Origin of the sequence: Acinetobacter modestus, from assembly GCF_014636095.1 — a bacterium.
Classification (GTDB): domain Bacteria; phylum Pseudomonadota; class Gammaproteobacteria; order Pseudomonadales; family Moraxellaceae; genus Acinetobacter; species Acinetobacter modestus.
Genome location: NZ_BMDV01000004.1, coordinates 178,161 through 196,336, shown reverse-complemented (window position 1 = coordinate 196,336; position 18,176 = coordinate 178,161). Strand labels below are relative to the sequence as shown.

Annotated in this window: 15 protein-coding genes; 9 read left to right on the top strand and 6 right to left on the bottom strand. The window is 39.5% G+C overall.

Annotated features, from left to right (window positions below):
* Window positions 1-31: 31 nt before the first annotated feature.
* Window positions 32-319: a hypothetical protein gene (locus IEV17_RS11095; protein ID WP_004664733.1), complete on the top strand. Its 288-nt coding sequence runs from the start codon at window positions 32-34 to the stop codon at window positions 317-319.
* Window positions 320-409: 90 nt separating this feature from the next.
* Here IEV17_RS11095 and IEV17_RS11090 read toward each other — a convergent pair whose 3' ends face one another.
* Together IEV17_RS11090 and IEV17_RS11085 are read right to left on the bottom strand one after the other, a co-directional pair.
* The gene (locus tag IEV17_RS11090) at window positions 410-2,545 is read right to left on the bottom strand and encodes a 3-hydroxyacyl-CoA dehydrogenase NAD-binding domain-containing protein (RefSeq protein ID WP_004664732.1); all 2,136 of its coding nucleotides are present in this window, start codon (window positions 2,543-2,545) and stop codon (window positions 410-412) included.
* A gap of 10 nt (window positions 2,546-2,555) precedes the next feature.
* Window positions 2,556-3,761, bottom strand: a complete 1,206-nt coding sequence (locus IEV17_RS11085) for an acetyl-CoA C-acetyltransferase (RefSeq protein ID WP_004664730.1) — start codon at window positions 3,759-3,761, stop codon at window positions 2,556-2,558.
* Between the two features lie 219 nt (window positions 3,762-3,980).
* Between IEV17_RS11085 and IEV17_RS11080 the strand changes: the two genes are divergently transcribed.
* Window positions 3,981-5,078 carry an agmatine deiminase family protein gene (locus tag IEV17_RS11080; protein WP_004664729.1) on the top strand — a complete coding sequence of 366 codons (1,098 nt, stop codon included), beginning with the start codon at window positions 3,981-3,983 and terminating at the stop codon, window positions 5,076-5,078.
* An 83-nt stretch (window positions 5,079-5,161) separates the two neighbouring features.
* Here the strand turns inward: IEV17_RS11080 and IEV17_RS11075 are convergent, their stop codons facing one another.
* Window positions 5,162-6,175: an AraC family transcriptional regulator gene (locus tag IEV17_RS11075; RefSeq protein WP_004664725.1), complete on the bottom strand. Its 1,014-nt coding sequence runs from the start codon at window positions 6,173-6,175 to the stop codon at window positions 5,162-5,164.
* A gap of 213 nt (window positions 6,176-6,388) precedes the next feature.
* On the opposite strand from IEV17_RS11075, the gene IEV17_RS11070 reads away from it, so the two are divergent.
* The 7 genes from IEV17_RS11070 (at window position 6,389) to IEV17_RS11040 (ending at window position 15,492) form a co-directional block, all read left to right on the top strand.
* Window positions 6,389-7,507 (top strand): CaiB/BaiF CoA transferase family protein, encoded by a 1,119-nt coding sequence (locus IEV17_RS11070; protein ID WP_004664721.1) that lies wholly within the window; start codon window positions 6,389-6,391, stop codon window positions 7,505-7,507.
* A gap of 146 nt (window positions 7,508-7,653) precedes the next feature.
* Complete coding sequence (locus tag IEV17_RS11065) at window positions 7,654-8,874, top strand: carbohydrate porin (RefSeq protein ID WP_171062477.1); 1,221 nt, start codon at window positions 7,654-7,656, stop codon at window positions 8,872-8,874.
* An 87-nt stretch (window positions 8,875-8,961) separates the two neighbouring features.
* Window positions 8,962-11,367, top strand: a complete 2,406-nt coding sequence (locus tag IEV17_RS11060; RefSeq protein ID WP_004664718.1) for a glucose/quinate/shikimate family membrane-bound PQQ-dependent dehydrogenase — start codon at window positions 8,962-8,964, stop codon at window positions 11,365-11,367.
* A gap of 173 nt (window positions 11,368-11,540) precedes the next feature.
* A complete protein-coding gene (locus tag IEV17_RS11055; protein WP_004664717.1) occupies window positions 11,541-13,184 on the top strand; it encodes a nitrite/sulfite reductase in 1,644 nt (547 codons plus the stop codon).
* Window positions 13,177-13,662 (top strand): DUF934 domain-containing protein, encoded by a 486-nt coding sequence (locus IEV17_RS11050; protein WP_004664714.1) that lies wholly within the window; start codon window positions 13,177-13,179, stop codon window positions 13,660-13,662. Before IEV17_RS11055 ends, IEV17_RS11050 begins: the two co-directional genes overlap by 8 nt.
* A gap of 81 nt (window positions 13,663-13,743) precedes the next feature.
* On the top strand, window positions 13,744-14,097 hold the full coding sequence (locus IEV17_RS11045; RefSeq protein ID WP_004664712.1) for a DMT family transporter: 354 nt from the start codon (window positions 13,744-13,746) through the stop codon (window positions 14,095-14,097).
* A 69-nt stretch (window positions 14,098-14,166) separates the two neighbouring features.
* Window positions 14,167-15,492 (top strand): hypothetical protein, encoded by a 1,326-nt coding sequence (locus IEV17_RS11040; RefSeq protein ID WP_004664710.1) that lies wholly within the window; start codon window positions 14,167-14,169, stop codon window positions 15,490-15,492.
* Between the two features lie 141 nt (window positions 15,493-15,633).
* On the opposite strand, the gene IEV17_RS11035 is transcribed toward IEV17_RS11040, so the two are convergent.
* The 3 genes from IEV17_RS11035 to IEV17_RS11025 form a co-directional block, all read right to left on the bottom strand.
* A complete protein-coding gene (locus IEV17_RS11035; RefSeq protein WP_004664704.1) occupies window positions 15,634-16,074 on the bottom strand; it encodes a VOC family protein in 441 nt (146 codons plus the stop codon).
* A 133-nt stretch (window positions 16,075-16,207) separates the two neighbouring features.
* Entirely contained in the window at window positions 16,208-17,383 is a 1,176-nt protein-coding gene (locus tag IEV17_RS11030; RefSeq protein ID WP_004664699.1) for a thiolase family protein, read from the bottom strand.
* A gap of 111 nt (window positions 17,384-17,494) precedes the next feature.
* On the bottom strand, window positions 17,495-18,007 hold the full coding sequence (locus tag IEV17_RS11025; protein ID WP_004664697.1) for a GspH/FimT family pseudopilin: 513 nt from the start codon (window positions 18,005-18,007) through the stop codon (window positions 17,495-17,497).
* Between the last annotated feature and the right edge of the window lie 169 nt (window positions 18,008-18,176).

The following is an 18,176-nucleotide window of genomic DNA, read 5'->3' as shown; positions in this document are numbered from 1 at the left end:
TGATGAAAAACAAAATATGATGGAGAAAAGAATGATTTTGGATTCAACGGATACGGATGTTTTTGCAGCTGTTACGCAGTTTTATGTGCGTTTAAGACGGGTAACGGGTCGTGTGGTTGATGTGCTTTATATGGTGGAAAATCAAGAATATGCACAGCATCTCATTGATTATGCTAAAACAATAGATGATACCGAGTTGCAAAGCCATGTGAATCATCTCACACGATCTTTTAATATCGTGAAAGCGCCAGTTGTAGTAGAACAACCTGAGCAAGTCGTGGAACGACCTGTGCCTCAAAGAGTTTGGTTCTTAGGTTAAACCTTAATTTTTAAAGGTCTAAAATAAATATTCCTCCCCCTTTGATCAAAGAGGGAGGGCATATAAACAGCTTAGTGTAAAAGCGTCATACTATTTAAATATTTCACCTGATTCAGCATGTTTTCTAAGTAATGCGGGTGCTATAAAGCGTTCTCCGTATTTAGCAGCTAATTCTTCTGAACGCTGTAGAGATTGCTTAACGCCGTTTTGATTGAGGAACTGAATCGCTCCACCTGTCCACGGTGCGAAACCGATTCCAAAAATCGAGCCGACATTAGCATCAATGACTGATTCCAGAACGCCTTCCTCATAGCAGCGTAAAGTATCGAGTGCTTGAACAAACAAGAAACGATCAATCATATCTTGTTCAGAAATATCATTGGCTTTTGTCCAACGGCTGAGCCCATCCCACAAATGTTTTTTGCCATTTTCTGGATATTCATAGAAGCCTGCACCCGCTGCTTTACCTTTACGATTCAGCTCGTGAATCATGGTGTGAACCACTTCATCTACAGGAGTTTTCGGTAAGTCTTTACCTTCAGCTTGTAGAGCTTTGCGTGTTTCGCTTGCAACATGCTCAGTCAGAGTCAAAGAAACTTCATCCTGAATTGCAAGAGGCCCCACAGGCATACCTGCTTTGAGTGCTGCCATTTCGATTTTCGCTGGGTGCACGCCTTCAGCAAGAAGACGCATACCTTCCTGAATGAATGTACCAAAGACACGACTAGTGAAGAAACCACGGCTGTCATTCACCACGATTGGTGTTTTCGCAATTTGTTGTACAAAGTCATAAGCCTTCGCCAATGTTTCAGCAGAAGTTTCTTTGCCTTTGATGATTTCTACCAATTGCATTTTGTCTACAGGGCTAAAGAAATGTAAGCCAATAAAGTTTTTGGCATCTTTACTTGCTGTGGCTAGACCTGTGATTGGCAGGGTAGACGTATTCGATGCAAATATTCCACCTTCAGCTAAATATTGTTCAGCTTCTTGAGTCACCTTGGCTTTGAGTTCTTGATTCTCAAATACTGCTTCAATAATTAAATCACAGCCTTGTAAATCAGCTGCATCAGCAGTAGCCGTAATAAGTGCTAACACTTGATCTCGTTTTTCGGCTGCCATACGACCCTGTGAAACACGTTTATCAAGTAGCTTTTGCGAGTAAGCTTTACCTTTCTCTGCATTTTCTACAGACACATCTTTGAGTACTACAGGAATGCCTTTGATTGCGGTTGAGTAGGCAATACCTGCACCCATCATACCTGCACCTAAAACACCGACTTTCTTCGCTTGCCATTTTGCAACATCAGCAGGGCGGCTTGCACCTGATTTAATTGCATTTAGACCATGCCAGAATGTACCGATCATGTTCTTCGACACTTGACCGACAGTTAGTTGTGTAAAGTAACGTGATTCAATACGAAGCGCGGTATCTACATCAACTTGAGCACCTTCAACTGCCGCAGCCATGATCGCTTCAGGCGCAGGGTAACAACCTTTTGTTTTGTCACGTAGCATAGCAGGAGCAATTGCAAGCACTTGCGCAACCGCAGGCGTTTTAGGATCGCCACCTGGAATCTTGTAGCCTTTCACATCATATGGTTGCTGTGATTTTGGATTAGCTTTGACCCATGCAATTGCTTTGTCTAACAGCTCTTGTTCATTCTCAGCCGTGTCATGTACTAAGCCGAGAGATTTTGCTTTATCAACTCCAAATTGCTTACCTTCCATCAAGAAAGGAAACGCATTTTGTAAGCCTAGCAAACGCACCATACGCACGATACCGCCACCGCCTGGCAGTAAGCCCAAAGTCACTTCAGGTAAACCAAATTTAGTTTTTGGATCATTGAGGGCAATACGATAATGACAACCTAAAGCGATTTCCCAACCACCACCAAGCGCTGTACCGTTTAAAGCGGCAACGACAGGTACACCTAAAGTTTCAATTGTGCGTAAGTCACCTTTGAGTTTTTCAATCATTTTGAAAAATTCAGTCGCATGTTCTGGTTGTACTTGAATCAGTTCATCTAAGTCACCGCCAGCAAAGAAGGTTTTCTTAGCTGAACGGAAAATAATACCTTTCAGATCAGTTTCAGCTTTCAGCTTTTGACTGACTTCATCTAAAGCATCACGGAACTCTGCATTCATGGTATTTGCAGATTGACCCGATGAATCCAGTGTAAGAATTACAATATTGTCAGCGTTTTTTTCGTATTTAATAGCGCTCATGTTGCTCTCCTTACACCAACTCGATAATGGTAGCGATACCCATACCACCACCGACACATAATGTTGCTAGACCGCGTTTTTTACCTTGACGCTCTAATTCATCCAATAGTGTTCCTAAAATCATGGCACCTGTTGCACCCAATGGATGTCCCATCGCAATTGCACCACCATTGACGTTGACTTTCTCAACAGGAACTTTCAGTTCTGTCATAAAACGCATCACCACAGCTGCAAAAGCTTCGTTGACTTCAAAGAGATCGATGTCCTCGATGCTCAAGCCTGCTTTTTCTAATGCTTTACGTGCAGCAGGGGCAGGGCCAGTCAACATAATGGTTGGATCTGCACCCACTAATGCAGTTGCAAGTACCTTGGCACGAGGTTTTAAACCTTGCTCTTTGACTGCTTTTTCAGAAGCCAATAACACCACCGCAGCACCATCGACGATACCTGATGAGTTACCTGCATGATGAACGTGATTAATTTTTTGCGCTTCAGGATACTTCTGTAAAGCAACAGCATCGAAGCCCATTTGACCCATCATTTCAAAGCTAGCATTCAGTTTTGCTAAACCTTCAATAGTGGTATTTCCTTTGATAAATTCATCTTTTTCTAAGATTGTTACACCTGCATGATCTTTCACAGGCACCACGGATTTATCGAAATAACCATTTGCTTGAGCAGCAGCGGCCTTTTGTTGTGAACCAACTGCAAAAGCATCTACATCTGCACGGCTATAACCATCTAAAGTTGCAATCAAGTCTGCACCAACACCTTGTGGCACAAAAGACGATTTTAAGTTGGTTTCAGGATCAAGTGCCCATGGTCCACCATCTGAACCCATCGGGATACGTGACATAGATTCTACGCCACCCGCAACTACAACATCTTCCCAACCTGAACGAACTTTTTGTGCTGCCAAGTTTACTGCTTCTAAACCAGAAGCACAGAAGCGGTTGATTTGGACGCCTGCAACATCATCATTCCAACCTGCAGCAATCGCAGCAGTTTTGGCAATATCCCCACCTTGATCACCAATTGGTGTCACACAACCGAGAACGATATCATCGACTTTAGACGTATCGAGTTGATGGCGTTGTTGTAATTCATTCAATAATGTTGTGAGTAAAGTAATTGGTTTTACTTCATGTAATGAGCCGTCTTTTTTTCCTTTTCCGCGTGGTGTGCGAATGGCATCAATAATATAGGCCTCGCTCATAGCTGTTCCTTGTATTGCCTTAAATTAAAAATCATTGTGCTTCGAGTGTACTCAATTTAAGTGCCAGTGCAATGATGATAAACATTGGCAAGTTTGATGTTTTTCGCCAATGGGAAAACTCGTTAATTCAATCGTTAATTTTGGTGTCGTTGTATATGTCTTACCGTGTCTTGAATTAGACTAAAGCAAAATGATGGATAGAATAATAGGCGAACATACATGATAAAACTAAAGCCTTACTATGTAGTGGCGGCATTGATCTTGTCACTTTTGGGATGTGATTCATCTGGGCGGGATGTTGAAAACAGAACAGCAAAGGAGGATAAAAACAAGATGAGTCAAACGTATTCTAATCAAGTTGCTGATGACAAAATGTTGTTGGTACTGTCTGCACCTTCAGTGCATGATCCGTATTACAAATCTGCTTTTCAACGGATTGTCGATTTCCAGATCGATTACGCCAAGTCCATTTTGGGCAATGATAATGTGGTGATTCTGGTTGATAAAGACACCAAACCGTATTTCATTGGCAAAGTGCCAGAAGACATTTTACTGGTGGGTGATGTCCATGATATCTGGATGCGTGATTTTACTACCGTTAATCCAATGCAGCCCGTGCAATTTACCTATACATGGGCATCTATGACCCAAAAGCAAAGTAAAGAAGTACAAAAAAGTTTTAGTCAGTTTGCTGATCGTTATCAAATTCAAAGAGCCAAAGCTGATTTGATGCTTGATGGGGGGAACTTTGTTGATGATTATGCGGGTCGAGTGATTACCACCACACGTTTTATGCAAGATAATGAGCTGAGTTATAGTGAAGCCAAACAGAAATTAAAAAATACATTGGGAGCGAGAGAGGTTGCTATCTTAGAGCCTGATGAAGAAGTATTGGCACATTCAGATGGCATGGTCAGTTGGGTAGATCAAAATACCTTGCTTGTGAATGACTATTCAAAAACACCATCATTTAGAACAACCGTAATGAATGAGTTGAAAGCTTCATTTCCAACTGCGAAAATTGTCGAAGTTCCTGTTGAATATAAAACCAATCCAAAAGGTGAGTGGGATGGCTTTGAATCGGCATGTGGCGTGAATCTCAATGCCACAGTCACGCATAACAATATTTATGTGCCAACCTTTAATATGGCACATGACCAAAAGGCATTAACAATCATCAAGCAAAATACTTTTAAGAAAGTCATTCGAATCAATGCTGAGAGTGTTTGTCCAATGGGTGGTAGTGTACGTTGCCTCACTTGGCAGGTGACGGGGGACAATGCTGTGAAACTTATTCAAGCCGCACGAGATCGCTAATAATAATAGATGTTTAGATTAAATTGAGTGATTGAAATTTCCAAGATAGCCTGAGCATGGTCAGACTAACTTGGAAATATGATTTATGAATGATGTCCGTGCAATTGACGATATAAACCAGGAGTAACACCTGTCCATTTCTTAAAGGCACGATGGAAGGTGCTGGTTTCGCTGAAGCCGACCTGTTGAGCTACGTCTTCAAGGGTAAGATTTGGTGTTAATAATAAATGGATTGCAGCATCACGACGTAAGGCATCTTTGACACCTTGATAGCTTTTACCTTCCGCAGCCAAACGACGACGCAATGTTTGAGGTGATAAATACAACATTGATGCAACATCATTCAAGGTTGGCATTTCTTCACCAATTTGGCTCTTCAATACATCTCGGATACGTGAAGTTAATGAGTTGGTATTTTTAAATTTCACCAATAATTGCGCAGGTGCCGCTTTCAAAAACTCTTCTAAGGTTTTGTCATCTTGGCGTATTGGTAAATCCAGATAATCAGCAGCAAAAGTGATTTCTGTACGCGGTGCATCGAATTGCATCACTGGTGCAAAAAATAGCGCATCATATTCATCGGCGTGGTTAGGGCGCTCATAGCCAAAATGAACACGTTCCAAAGGTAGTCGGCGTTCGATTAACCATGATGCAAGTCCATGCCAAATCATCAGCATACTTTCAGTAATGAAATGATCAGGGTCTAAGGCCTTAGGAATATGTGGAACTAAACGCGCTTCATGCTTGTCACGTTCCAAGCTTACCGACCATTCATCTCCAAACAGTTTATAGAATTGAGATGAGAGTTCGAGTGCCTGTCCTAGAGTCTTAGAATGGATAATCAATTGGCACATAATGGCAAATGTACCTAAACGACGAGGCTGTACATCAAAACCTACGTGTTCATCTTGAGTGACCATCCATAACATTTTGACAAAGCGAGTATATTGCTCAGGGGAGATTCGAGCTTTGGGTTGACGCAGCAGTTCTGCCTCAATTCCGACATGTGAAAGTAATGTTTCAACGTCCATGCCTAGGCGTTTAACACCTGTTAAAGCCGCATTCACGAAGTGGATGCTGATCGTATCACGGCTCATATTGAATCCTTCAGTTTCTTTACTGTTCACGATAATTGACCTAAATAACCGTCTAAAATATCAAATTGGGCAATTGACAAGAAAAATAATTGCTCATTCTGTACATGTTAAATTGCCGAAACTATCAAGGTAAATGGCTGAACATGACATTGTTTTTGTGTTTATCCGAACCTAGTATAAAAGAAAATTTGAACAAATCGAGTAAAAATTATTATGCCATCTGCTTTAAAAGGATTGAAAGTTCTAGATTTTTCTACTTTATTGCCTGGTCCATTTGCAAGTATGTATCTTGCGGATATGGGTGCAGAAGTGATCCATGTGGAATCTCCAACTCGTCCAGACTTAGTAAGGATTATGCCACCCTATGCCAATGGACAAGCCACAGCACACAGTTATCTGAATCGAAATAAACAGTCGATTGCGCTTGATTTAAAAGATTCAAGCAATATTGAACTGATCAAAACTAAAATTTCTGAATTTGATATTGTCTTGGAACAGTTCCGTCCCGATGTGATGCGCCGTTTAGGTTTGGACTATGAGACCTTAGCTGAGATTAATCCGCGTTTAATCTATTGCTCGATTACGGGATATGGTCAAACAGGAAGTTATAAAGATCGTGCTGGGCATGATATTAACTATCTCTCATTAGCGGGTGTTTCAGGTCACAGTGGCCGTCAGGATAGTGGGCCACCACCGCTTGGAATTCAAATTGCTGATGTGGCAGGTGGTTCTCTGCATGCAGTGATTGGTATTCTTGCCGCAGTGGTTGAACGTCACCGCAGTGGTCTTGGTCAATATATCGATATTTCCATGACGGATTGTGTGGCGAGTTTAAATAGCATGGCTGCTTCAGCGAGCTTGGCAGGTCAGACGCCACAAGCACCAGAACAAGGAATGTTAAATGGTGCGAGTTTTTATGATTATTATGAAACCAAAGATGGGCGTTATTTCTCTGTCGGAAGTTTAGAACCACAATTTATGGCGGGTTTATCAGCAGCTTTGGAATTGCCAATCTTAATGGCAAAAGGTGCTTCATTTGACCCTGAAGACCGCCAAGCAGTCAAACAAGCATTGCAAGAAAAGTTTAAGAGCCAAAATTTTGCGGAATGGCAACAGCTTTTTCACCACTTAGATATTTGTGTCGAACCTGTTCTCAGTCTTGATGAAGCATTGGTTTCACCAATTGCTGAACAACGTGGCTGGGTTGTGGATGTACCATTGTCAGAGAATTCTGAGCAAACAGAAGCACAATTGGCATGTCCAATTAAATTCTCTCGTTCACAAATTAAATATGCCTTTATTGGTCAAGGTTTAGGTGAGGGAAAGTGGTAGACAATATGTGAGATTCATCACTGTATTGTTAAGATGTTGTACAGATCTTTAACATTTTAAATAAATTGTTATCAGAAAAATCAGAGTAACCTTTTATAAATAAGAATATAAAAGGTTACACAAACATGACAATCTCTCATTCACGGATTGTTTCTTGTTTATCCGTTCTATCATTAAGTTTATTTATTCAACAGACTCAGGCAGCTTCTGCTTTTGATCCGAATGGTCAATGGCTGCTTGGTGATTGGAACGGTCAACGCTCTGCGTTAGAACAGCAAGGATACAATTTTTCTGCAGATTACACTGGTGAGTTTGCAGGTATTTTAGACTCAAAACAACATTCAAGTCATGGCAGTGAATTTACTGGACAATTGGCTTTGGGTAGTCATTTCGACTTAAATAAAATTTTAGGTTGGCAAGATACTGAGGCGCAGATTACGGTAACTTATCGTGATGGTCAGTCCTTATCTCAAACTGCTGAAGGCTTACAAGGTCACCAAAGTTCTGTGCAAGAAGTTTGGGGACGTGGTCAAACTTGGCGTTTAACCGATCTATGGATCAAAAAGAAATTTTTAGATCAAACCTTAGATATTAAAGTCGGTCGTTTTGGTGAAGGTGAAGATTTCAATAGCTTCGCCTGTGATTTTCAAAATCTAGCTTTATGTGGTTCTCAAGTGGGTAATTGGGTCGGGGATCAATGGTATAACTGGCCTGTGAGTCAGTGGGCATTACGTATCAAATATAATTTACAACCAGACTTCTATGCTCAAATCGGGGTATATGAATATAACCCAGAGAATCTTAAACGTGGTAAGGGCTTTAATTTAAGTACAGATGGCTCACGTGGTGCAATCATTCCATTAGAACTTGTTTGGTCACCAAGACTAAGTCAGCAATCCCTTTCTGGTGAATACCGCTTTGGATATTACTACAGTACAGCCGATGCAGTTGAGATAAGTAATCCTACAAAAAGCTCACATAAACAAGGTGGCTGGTTTACAGCGAAGCAACAGCTTATTCGTCAAGATATTGACTCAGATCGAGGGTTGAGTGGTTTTATAAATATCACAGTACATGATTCAAAAAATAATGCGATCAAAGATATGCAAAATATTGGTTTGATCTATAAGGGATTATTACAACAACGACCACAAGATGAACTTGCTTTGGGGTTAGCACGTATTCATGCCAATGATGAAAATAATCATTTATTAGATGAAGAATACAATACGGAATTGTATTACGGCATTCATGCAACAAATTGGTTGACTATTCGACCAAATATTCAATATGTACACCACGTTGGTGCATTGAAAGATGGTGATAAGACTTGGGTTGGCGGTATTAAATTCCAAACGATTTTCTAAGTTTCAGTTTTGTTATGTAACTGACTGTTGGGGAGATTGATCATCTTCTCAATGATTCTAAAAATATAAAAGAGGTAAGGTGATCGTATGACTCAATCTTCTTCAAAATCAGGGCTTAGGACATTAACGGTAATTATTTTTATAATTACTGCTTTGTACTTGCTTATTGGTGGTATTTGGCTCGCGGTCATCGGAGGGTCAATTTATTATGTAGTTGCTGGTGTTCTTCTGCTAGTCGTAGCGGTGCAACTGCATAAACGTGCATCAGGACCTTTATGGGTTTATGCCGCATTGATGTTAGGGAGTGTGATTTGGGGTGTTTGGGAAGTCGGAACCGATTTTTGGGCCCTCGCACCTCGTCTCGATATTCTTGGTATTTTGGGATTATTATTGCTGATTCCGGCAGTTACACGTGGTATTTATAATCTGACATCGAGCAAAGTTGCTTTGTCATCGACACTAGCTATTGCGATTGTGGTGATGGTGTATTCAATTTTTAATGATCCCCAAGAAATTAACGGTGTAATTCAAACGCCGCAACCTGCACAAGCCAAAGCTGTTACTGGTGTTGCACCAGAAGATTGGCCTGCCTATGGTCGTACTCAGGGTGGTGAACGCTATTCTCCACTAACCCAGATTAATGATAAAAATGTCAAAGATCTTAAAGTCGCTTGGACATTTCGTACAGGTGACTTCAAGACAGGGAATGATTCGGGTGAAACCACAAATCAGGTCACACCAATCAAAATTGGCAACAATATGTTTATGTGTACACCCCATCAGCATTTGATTGCGATTGACCCTGCAACAGGTAAAGAGAAATGGCGTTTTGATCCTAAACTCAAAACTGATAAAACCTTTCAGCACTTAACCTGTCGTGGTGTAATGTACTACGATGCCGCTAATACCAGTGAATTTGCAAGTAGCCTACAAAGCAAAAAATCAGACTCTAGTGAATGTCCACGTAAAGTGTTTGTTCCTGTCAATGATGGTCGTTTAGTCGCTGTTAATGCAGATACGGGTAAAGCATGTTCTGACTTTGGTCAAAATGGTGAGGTGAACTTACAAGAGTTCATGCCGTATGCGTATCCGGGTGGCTATAACCCAACTTCACCTGGTGTAGTTTCTGGTACGACTGTGGTCATTGCAGGTTCAGTCACGGATAATTATTCTAATAAAGAACCCTCTGGTGTCATCCGTGGTTATGATGTGAATACAGGGAAATTGTTATGGGTATTTGATACGGGCGCAGCCGATCCAAATGCAATGCCGGGTCAAGAAACCACATTTGTAAATAACTCACCAAATGCATGGGCGCCTCTTGCCTATGATGCAAAATTGGATATTGTCTATGTGCCAACAGGTGTAGGTACACCAGATATCTGGGGCGGTGATCGAACTGAGTTAAAAGAGCGTTATGCCAACTCGATGTTGGCGATCAATGCGACAACGGGTAAGTTAGTCTGGCATTTTCAAACCACACATCATGACTTATGGGATATGGATGTACCATCACAGCCATCTTTAGCGGATATCAAAGTTAAATCAGGTCAAACGGTTCCTGCAATTTATGTGTTAACTAAAACGGGGAATGCTTTTGTTTTAGACCGTCGCACTGGGCAACCCGTAGTTCCAGTCACTGAAAAACCAGTACCACAAACTGTGAAGTGGGGACCACAAACTAAAGGCGAACATTATTCAGCAACACAACCATTTTCTGATTTTAACTTAGCACCAAAAGATAAATTAACTGATAAAGACATGTGGGGCGCTACCATGTTTGATCAGTTAATCTGTCGAGTAAAATTCAAACGTTTGAACTACGATGGTATCTATACGCCGCCTTCAGAAAATGGAACTTTAGTTTTTCCAGGTAATTTGGGCGTGTTTGAGTGGGGAGGGATGTCTGTAAATGCTGATCGCCAAGTTGCGGTGACAAATCCGATTGGCTTACCATTTGTCAGTCGATTGGTTCCAGCTGATCCTAATCGTCCTCAAACTGCAAAAGGCGCAGGAACTGAACAAGGGATGCAGCCAATGTATGGCACGCCATATGGGGTAGAGATTAGTCCGTTTCTTTCACCATTCGGATTACCATGTAAGCAACCGGGTTGGGGCTATGTTGCTGGCGTTGACTTAAAAACACATGATGTGGTCTGGAAAAAACGTATTGGTACCATTCGTGACAGCTTGCCGCAATTGTTCCAATTACCGCCAGTTAAAATTGGAGTACCGGGTTTAGGTGGTTCGATTTCGACCGCAGGGAATTTGATGTTTGTCGGTGCAACACAGGATAATTATCTACGTGCCTTTAATGTATCGAATGGTGACAAGTTATGGGAAGCACGTTTACCTGCGGGCGGACAAGCAACACCAATGACATATGAAGCGAATGGCAAACAATATGTGGTGATTATGGCCGGCGGACATGGCTCATTTGGAACAAAAATGGGTGATTATCTCGTAGCTTATGCATTGCCAGATAAGAACTAATTTCATTTAGAAAATGATTGTAAAAGCTCAGATTCGTCTGAGCTTTTTCTATTTGTGGTAATTAGATAGGCTTATCAATAAAATCGTTATTAAATATGCAAAAAAAGCATTTTGTTGATGAATAAAAGCTCGCTATGCTAGTCGCCTTTATAATGAATGACTAGCCATACGCCATGTATTTATATACGGATTTCGATCAACAACTGATTAACCAACGTGTTGCTCAGTTTCGTGATCAAACAGAACGCTATTTAGCAGGAAAATTAACAGAAGACGAATATCGTCCATTACGTTTGCAAAATGGTCTGTACGTGCAACGTTATGCACCTATGCTCCGTATCGCTGTGCCGTATGGCTTGATGAATACTAAACAACTCAGAAAAATTGCTGAAATTGCGACTGAATATGATCGTGGTTATGCCCATGTTTCAACTCGTCAAAATATTCAGTTGAACTGGCCTGCTTTAGAAAATGTACCTGATATTCTTGCTGAGTTAGCTACAGTACAAATGCATGCAGTACAAACCTCAGGTAACTGTATTCGTAATACCACGACTGATCAGTTTGCAGGCGTGGTTGCTGGTGAGATTGCAGATCCACGTCCAACGTGTGAATTAATCCGTCAGTGGAGTACTTTCCATCCTGAGTTTGCGTTCTTGCCACGTAAGTTCAAGATTGCAGTTTCTGCTTTAGAAGAAACAGATCGTGCTGCAACAGCTTTCCATGATATTGGTGTTTATATCGTTCGCAATGAAGCAGGCGAAATCGGTTATAAAATCATGGCGGGTGGTGGTCTAGGTCGTACTCCAATTATTGGTAGTATAATCCGTGAGTTCTTACCACGTGAAGATTTGATTGCTTATTTAGAAGCGACCTTACGTGTGTATAACTTGCATGGTCGTCGTGATAACAAATACAAAGCACGTATTAAGATTTTGGTGAAAGCATTAACACCACAGGTATTTGCCGAAAAAGTTGAAGCCGAATTTGAACACACACGTGAAGCGTTGAAGATTCAGCCTGAGATCTTGAAAAAATTAGATGAAGAATTCACTCCATTTGACTATCAAGATTTAGAAGATCAAGATTTTACAGCTTTATTTGCTGAATATCCAAAATTCAAACAATGGTTCAACGTCAATACCAATGCACATAAAGTCAAAGGCTATCGTATTGTGACGATTTCTTTGAAACGTGCAGGGGTAGCTCCTGGTGATGTCACCACTGAAGAAATGAACTTAATCGCAGACTTAGCGGATAAGTACACTTTTGGTGAGTTCCGTACCACACATGAACAAAATATTTCACTTGTGGATGTACCACAAAAAGATTTATTTGAATTGTGGCAAACCTTAGAACAGAACAATATGGCACGTGCGCATATTGGTTTTATTACCGATATTATTTGCTGTCCGGGTGGTGATTTCTGTTCATTGGCAAATGCGAAATCAATTCCAATTTCAGAAGCGATTAGCCGTCGTTTTGATGATTTAGATACGATCTATAATCTTGGTGAACTTGATTTAAATATCTCAGGCTGTATGAATGCTTGTGGTCATCACCATGTGGGTAACATTGGTATCCTTGGTGTAGATAAAAAAGGTGCAGAATTTTATCAAATCACGCTAGGTGGTAACGCTAATCATGATGCATCTATTGGTGATATCTTAGGACCATCTTTTGCTGCTGATGCAGTACCTGATGTCATTGAAGAAATCCTAAATACTTACCTTGATCTACGTACTGAAGGTGAGCGTTTTATTGATACGTATCGCCGTGTTGGCATCCAACCATTTAAGGAGCGTGCTTATGCTTAATACATCGCTACAAGTGCTGTTCAAAGATGGCACGATTGCTGATAATACTTATCAAGTGATTGCTGAAGATGGCGTAATTCCACAAGGCGATGTGGTTGTAACAACTGCTCAGTTAGATCAATTGGTAAATGTACAAGCTAAAAAAGCGTTATACATTACTGTTAATGATTCACCTGAAACTCATCAATTTCCATTAAATGAATTAGATGCGATCTTCATTGAGTTCGCTGGTTTCAATGATGGACGTGGTTATTCATTTGCAGCATTATTACGTCGTCAAGGTTACCAAGGCGAGTTACGTGCTGTCGGTGATATCTTTAAAGATGTTTTAAACTATTTAAAACGTTCTGGCTTTGATAGCTTTGTGGTTAAAGAAGGTAAGGATATTCATGAAGCCGCTGCTGGACTTCAAGATTTCACCAATCCATATCAAGCTTCAACTGCTGTGCCACAAGCGAGTTACCAAACAGGTGCTTAGACTCGTTTAAGTAAAAAAGCTGAACTCAGGTTCAGCTTTTTTATTGCGTATTATTTAAAATTTATAGATTGAAGAATAACAATGCTGACCTTTATTGCAAAAATAAATCCTGGAGTGATTTGGTTGCTTTTCGCCATCGCAACTGATGTGCTCTCAACTTTTTTTTCTGCCAAAGCAAATGGTTTAGTCAATAAGTTTGACCAAGGAATCGCTTTGGTTCTGTATCTTGTTTCTTTTACTTGTGCTGCGATCGCATTGAAGTATATGCAGGCTGGGATTTTATATGTGCTTTGGTCTGGGCTAGGTGTTATTGCGACAGCCGCTTTAGCAAAAGTTTTTTTAGGACAGCATATTGATGTAGCAGGGTGGGTTGGGATTGGATTTATTACGATAGGTTTGATGATTATTGCTCAGTATTCTAATATTGATGTTTAAGAAGGAATATAAAGTGACAGCTATTTTTAAATTTGTTATAAAAAATTAAAGCATTTATTTAGAAAGAACATGTTTAAATTTTTAAAAAAGATATTTTTTTCATCTGAGCCATATATAAATACAACCGAAATATTGGCAGAACGCCAAGCATTTGAGCAAACACATATATCGAATATTCCTCAGCCTGAACCAGAAATCGTAGATATTCCATTTATTAAAAAGAGTTTGGATGAGTTACTACAGTCATTGAGATATTATGATGGTTATGCGCGACAACGGACATTAGAACATTTAAAGGATTGCTACGAACAAGAACTGTTTCCTGCCTTATTATTTCGTTTAAGTGATTATGTGGAAATCAATCGAGAGTTGGCAGCACAGCATATTCAACGTTGGAGTCAGCGTCCTGAATTTGCTCAATTGTGTATAGCGCATTTTTTACAGATTGCCGCAGTACAACAACGTGTACGCACTGTCCCTGAAATTGAAAATTTATTATTGAATACCATCGCGGAAAATACAGATTATTTGCAGCGCACTGTTATTTTTGAACAAGGTCAATTACCTCGAATACTATTGAATTATATTTTAAAATATCAATGGATTAAGCAGGAGCAATTACTTGAATTATCTAAAATTGCGAAAGATCAAATCGTGCGTAAATTTTGGTTAGATCATATTACTCAAAATGAATCAGACCAGAAATTATTATTTGAGTTAAAAAATAGTCAATTTAGAGATGTGCAATATTATTTATTTGATGTTTTATATCAAAGAAAAATTTTAAATACTGATGATATTATTGAACTATGGCATAGTCGTTTTTTATCCGTGATGGATTATGCTTATTTTGCATTAAGACAGCAGAATTTTAATTTTAAAAATTATTTTAATCAGTATCCGATCGAGTTGCTCAGTCCACAGCAGGTGAAAATTCGAGCATATCAATCGGTTTTATTTAAAGGGGAGCAAGCACAGTTTTTTGAGATCATTGAAAAAATTGAAATTAAAACGATTGCGAATGCTTTGGTTTTGTTTGCGTTAAAGCAAAAGTTTATTCAATTTCACCAGTATTTAGATTATTTTGCATTAACCCAACAGAAGTTATTACCACACAACTTTATTAAAGCAAAAGTATATAGTGATACTCAACCAACTTTGGACGAACTCAAACAGTACTTATCTTTAGTTAAAGATAATCTGTCATTACTGCAGAGACTCGACTTAACACAAGGCTATAGTTTATGGGATCAGCTATATTGGTTTGTTACTCAACAAGAATATATACAGACTGAAAAAGATCGGCAGGATTTTTATTATCATTTACGATGCCGTCTACAGTTTCTAAGTTATGAAATCCATCCGCCGCGATGGACAGTGATTCAGAAAGACTAAATGAAACAGCAATTACCAGTTTTTATGAAGCAATATTCTGAAATTTTTGAAGATGTTGGTGTCAAGAAAATACTCGGAAATCTTTAAGTGAATAATATGGCTGATGCAATATAGGCTTTATATTGCATCAGCAAAATGATCTTATTCTTCAAGCTGACAATTGACCATCCACTTGATTCCGAACTGATCAGTGAAAGCACCATACAGTGCGCCCCAAAAGGTTTTTTCTAATTGCATTTCAATATGACCACGTACAGAAAGCTGGTTGAATAAACGTCGTGCCTCCATTTCATCGTGTTCAATATTGATTGAAATATAATGATTGTTGCCTTGGGTGAAAACACTATTCGGAGAGCAGAACTGATCATTAACGTCTGAACCCATGAGCACGGTATACTCATTAATAGGTAAGGAAACATGCAGAATTAAGCATTTATCTGCTTCTGATAACATAACCCCTTCTGTAGGTGGCATATCACCATAGCGACTGATCATTGCGAATTCACCGCCAAAAACAGATTGGTAAAAAATAAATGCTTGTTCAGCTTGTCCTTTAAAATTTAGGTAATGGTTGAGCTGCATGAGGGAACTCCTTGTTGTTTTTTTATACAGTGCATAACTTATCGGGATTTTAATAACAGGTGCATTATTTTTTGTAATTATGAAAATAAAAAATCCTGCACTTGGCAGGATTTTTAGTTAATCGAATTAATGCTTAGATCAATTCGATTGCAACTGCTGTTGCTTCACCACCACCAATACAAAGCGCCGCAATACCTTTTTTACCACCAGTGCGTTTAAGTGCATGAATTAATGTAAGAATGATACGTGAACCCGTAGAGCCAACAGGATGACCAAGTGCACAAGCACCACCATTGATGTTCACTTTTTCTGCATCTAATTTGAAGTCATCAATTGGGCACATTGTAACCATTGCAAAAGCTTCATTGATTTCCCAAAGATCAACGTCTTGTGCATCCCAACCAGCTTTTTTCAAAACTTTTTCAATTGCCCCTACAGGAGCAATCGTAAATTCAGAAGGATGTTGAGAATTTGATGCGGTTGCAACAATTTTCGCTAGAGGTTGTAAGCCACGTTGAGTAGCGACTTCACTTGATGTTAATACTAAAGCAGAAGCACCATCAGAAATCGAACTTGCGTTGGCAGCAGTAATCGTACCGTCTTTTGCAAATGCAGGTTTCAAACTTGGGATTTTGTCAATTTTTGCATTTAATGGCTGTTCATCTTGATCAACAACAACATCACCTTTACGGCTAGACACTGTTACTGGAACGATTTCATCTTTGAAATAACCTTCAGTAATTGCTTTCTGCGCACGTTGTAGAGAACGTATAGCGAAATCATCCATTTGTTCACGCGTATAGCTGCGTTTATTTGCCATATCTTGTGCAAATGATCCCATTAAACGACCAGTTTCTGCATCTTCTAAACCATCAAGGAACATATGATCCTTAATTTCACCATGACCCATGCGATAACCTGCACGTGCCTTAGGTAAAACGTAAGGAGCATTGGTCATTGATTCCATACCACCCGCAACCACGATTTCAGCACTACCAGCTTTGATCATATCTGTAGCTTGCATCACAGCTTTCATGCCAGAACCACAAAGTTTGTTAATGGTTACTGCACCAGTTGAATCAGGCAAACCTGCTTTACGCATAGCTTGACGAGCTGGACCTTGTTTTAAACCTGCTGGTAACACACAGCCCATGATTACTTCTTCTACATCAGTAGGCTGTAATCCCGAACGAGCAATTGCTTCTTTAATGGTGATTGCACCTAATTCGGGTGCAGTTGCGCTTGATAATGCGCCTTGGAAGCCGCCCATTGCTGTACGAGCGCCGTTGACAATTACGATGTCAGTCATTATGTGTCTCCAGACTTATAATTTGCAGAGAATGTTCAAAACCTATGCAGTATATTAAAAAAAGCATGCGAATAAAGTATTTTACGTCGTTTAAGCTAGACTGAAGAGTTTTTAACACGTGGTGATTTCCTTACTACGTATTTGTCCCATATTGCTGAGAATGAGTTGGGTATGATGATTAGAATCATTCATACAATAAAAGAAGCTTCCATTTGAGCCTCTTGGTAGCCCTGTATCACCTTGGAAAGTAAGTGAATTTATTCTTAATGTACCTCTCCAATCTAATCGTCCATACTTATATTTAAATGCTTCGGAATACAATAAAGGATCATTTGAATCACGTTGCCGATTAGCATTTAAATCAAGAAATCCGATTAGCCCACTGTTCCAATCAGAATCACAACTAATTAAATCTTTACTTGCGCACAAAGTCACATTTTTATGATGAATCTGTGCGTCAGATTTGGATTTTTGTATGTAAATTGTGAGTGTTCTTTTTATTTGATTTACTTCATTTGAAATCAATAATTGATTCAAAAAGGGTAAACTAAGGCATACAAGAATCGCACAAATAGCAAGCGAGACCATTAATTCACTGAGCGCGAATCCTTTAACTTTTAACATTTTTTTACCTTTTGATCATTTTGTAATTTTTTTATTAACAAAGTGTTAAGTAATTACTGTATTTATTAAATTAAGTTTAGTATTAGAAAAACTAGCCATTACTTCATGAAGCAAATACTGCTAAAATTGAAGAAAGCGAACAATAAGCTATTCGAACTTTAAAGTTGAA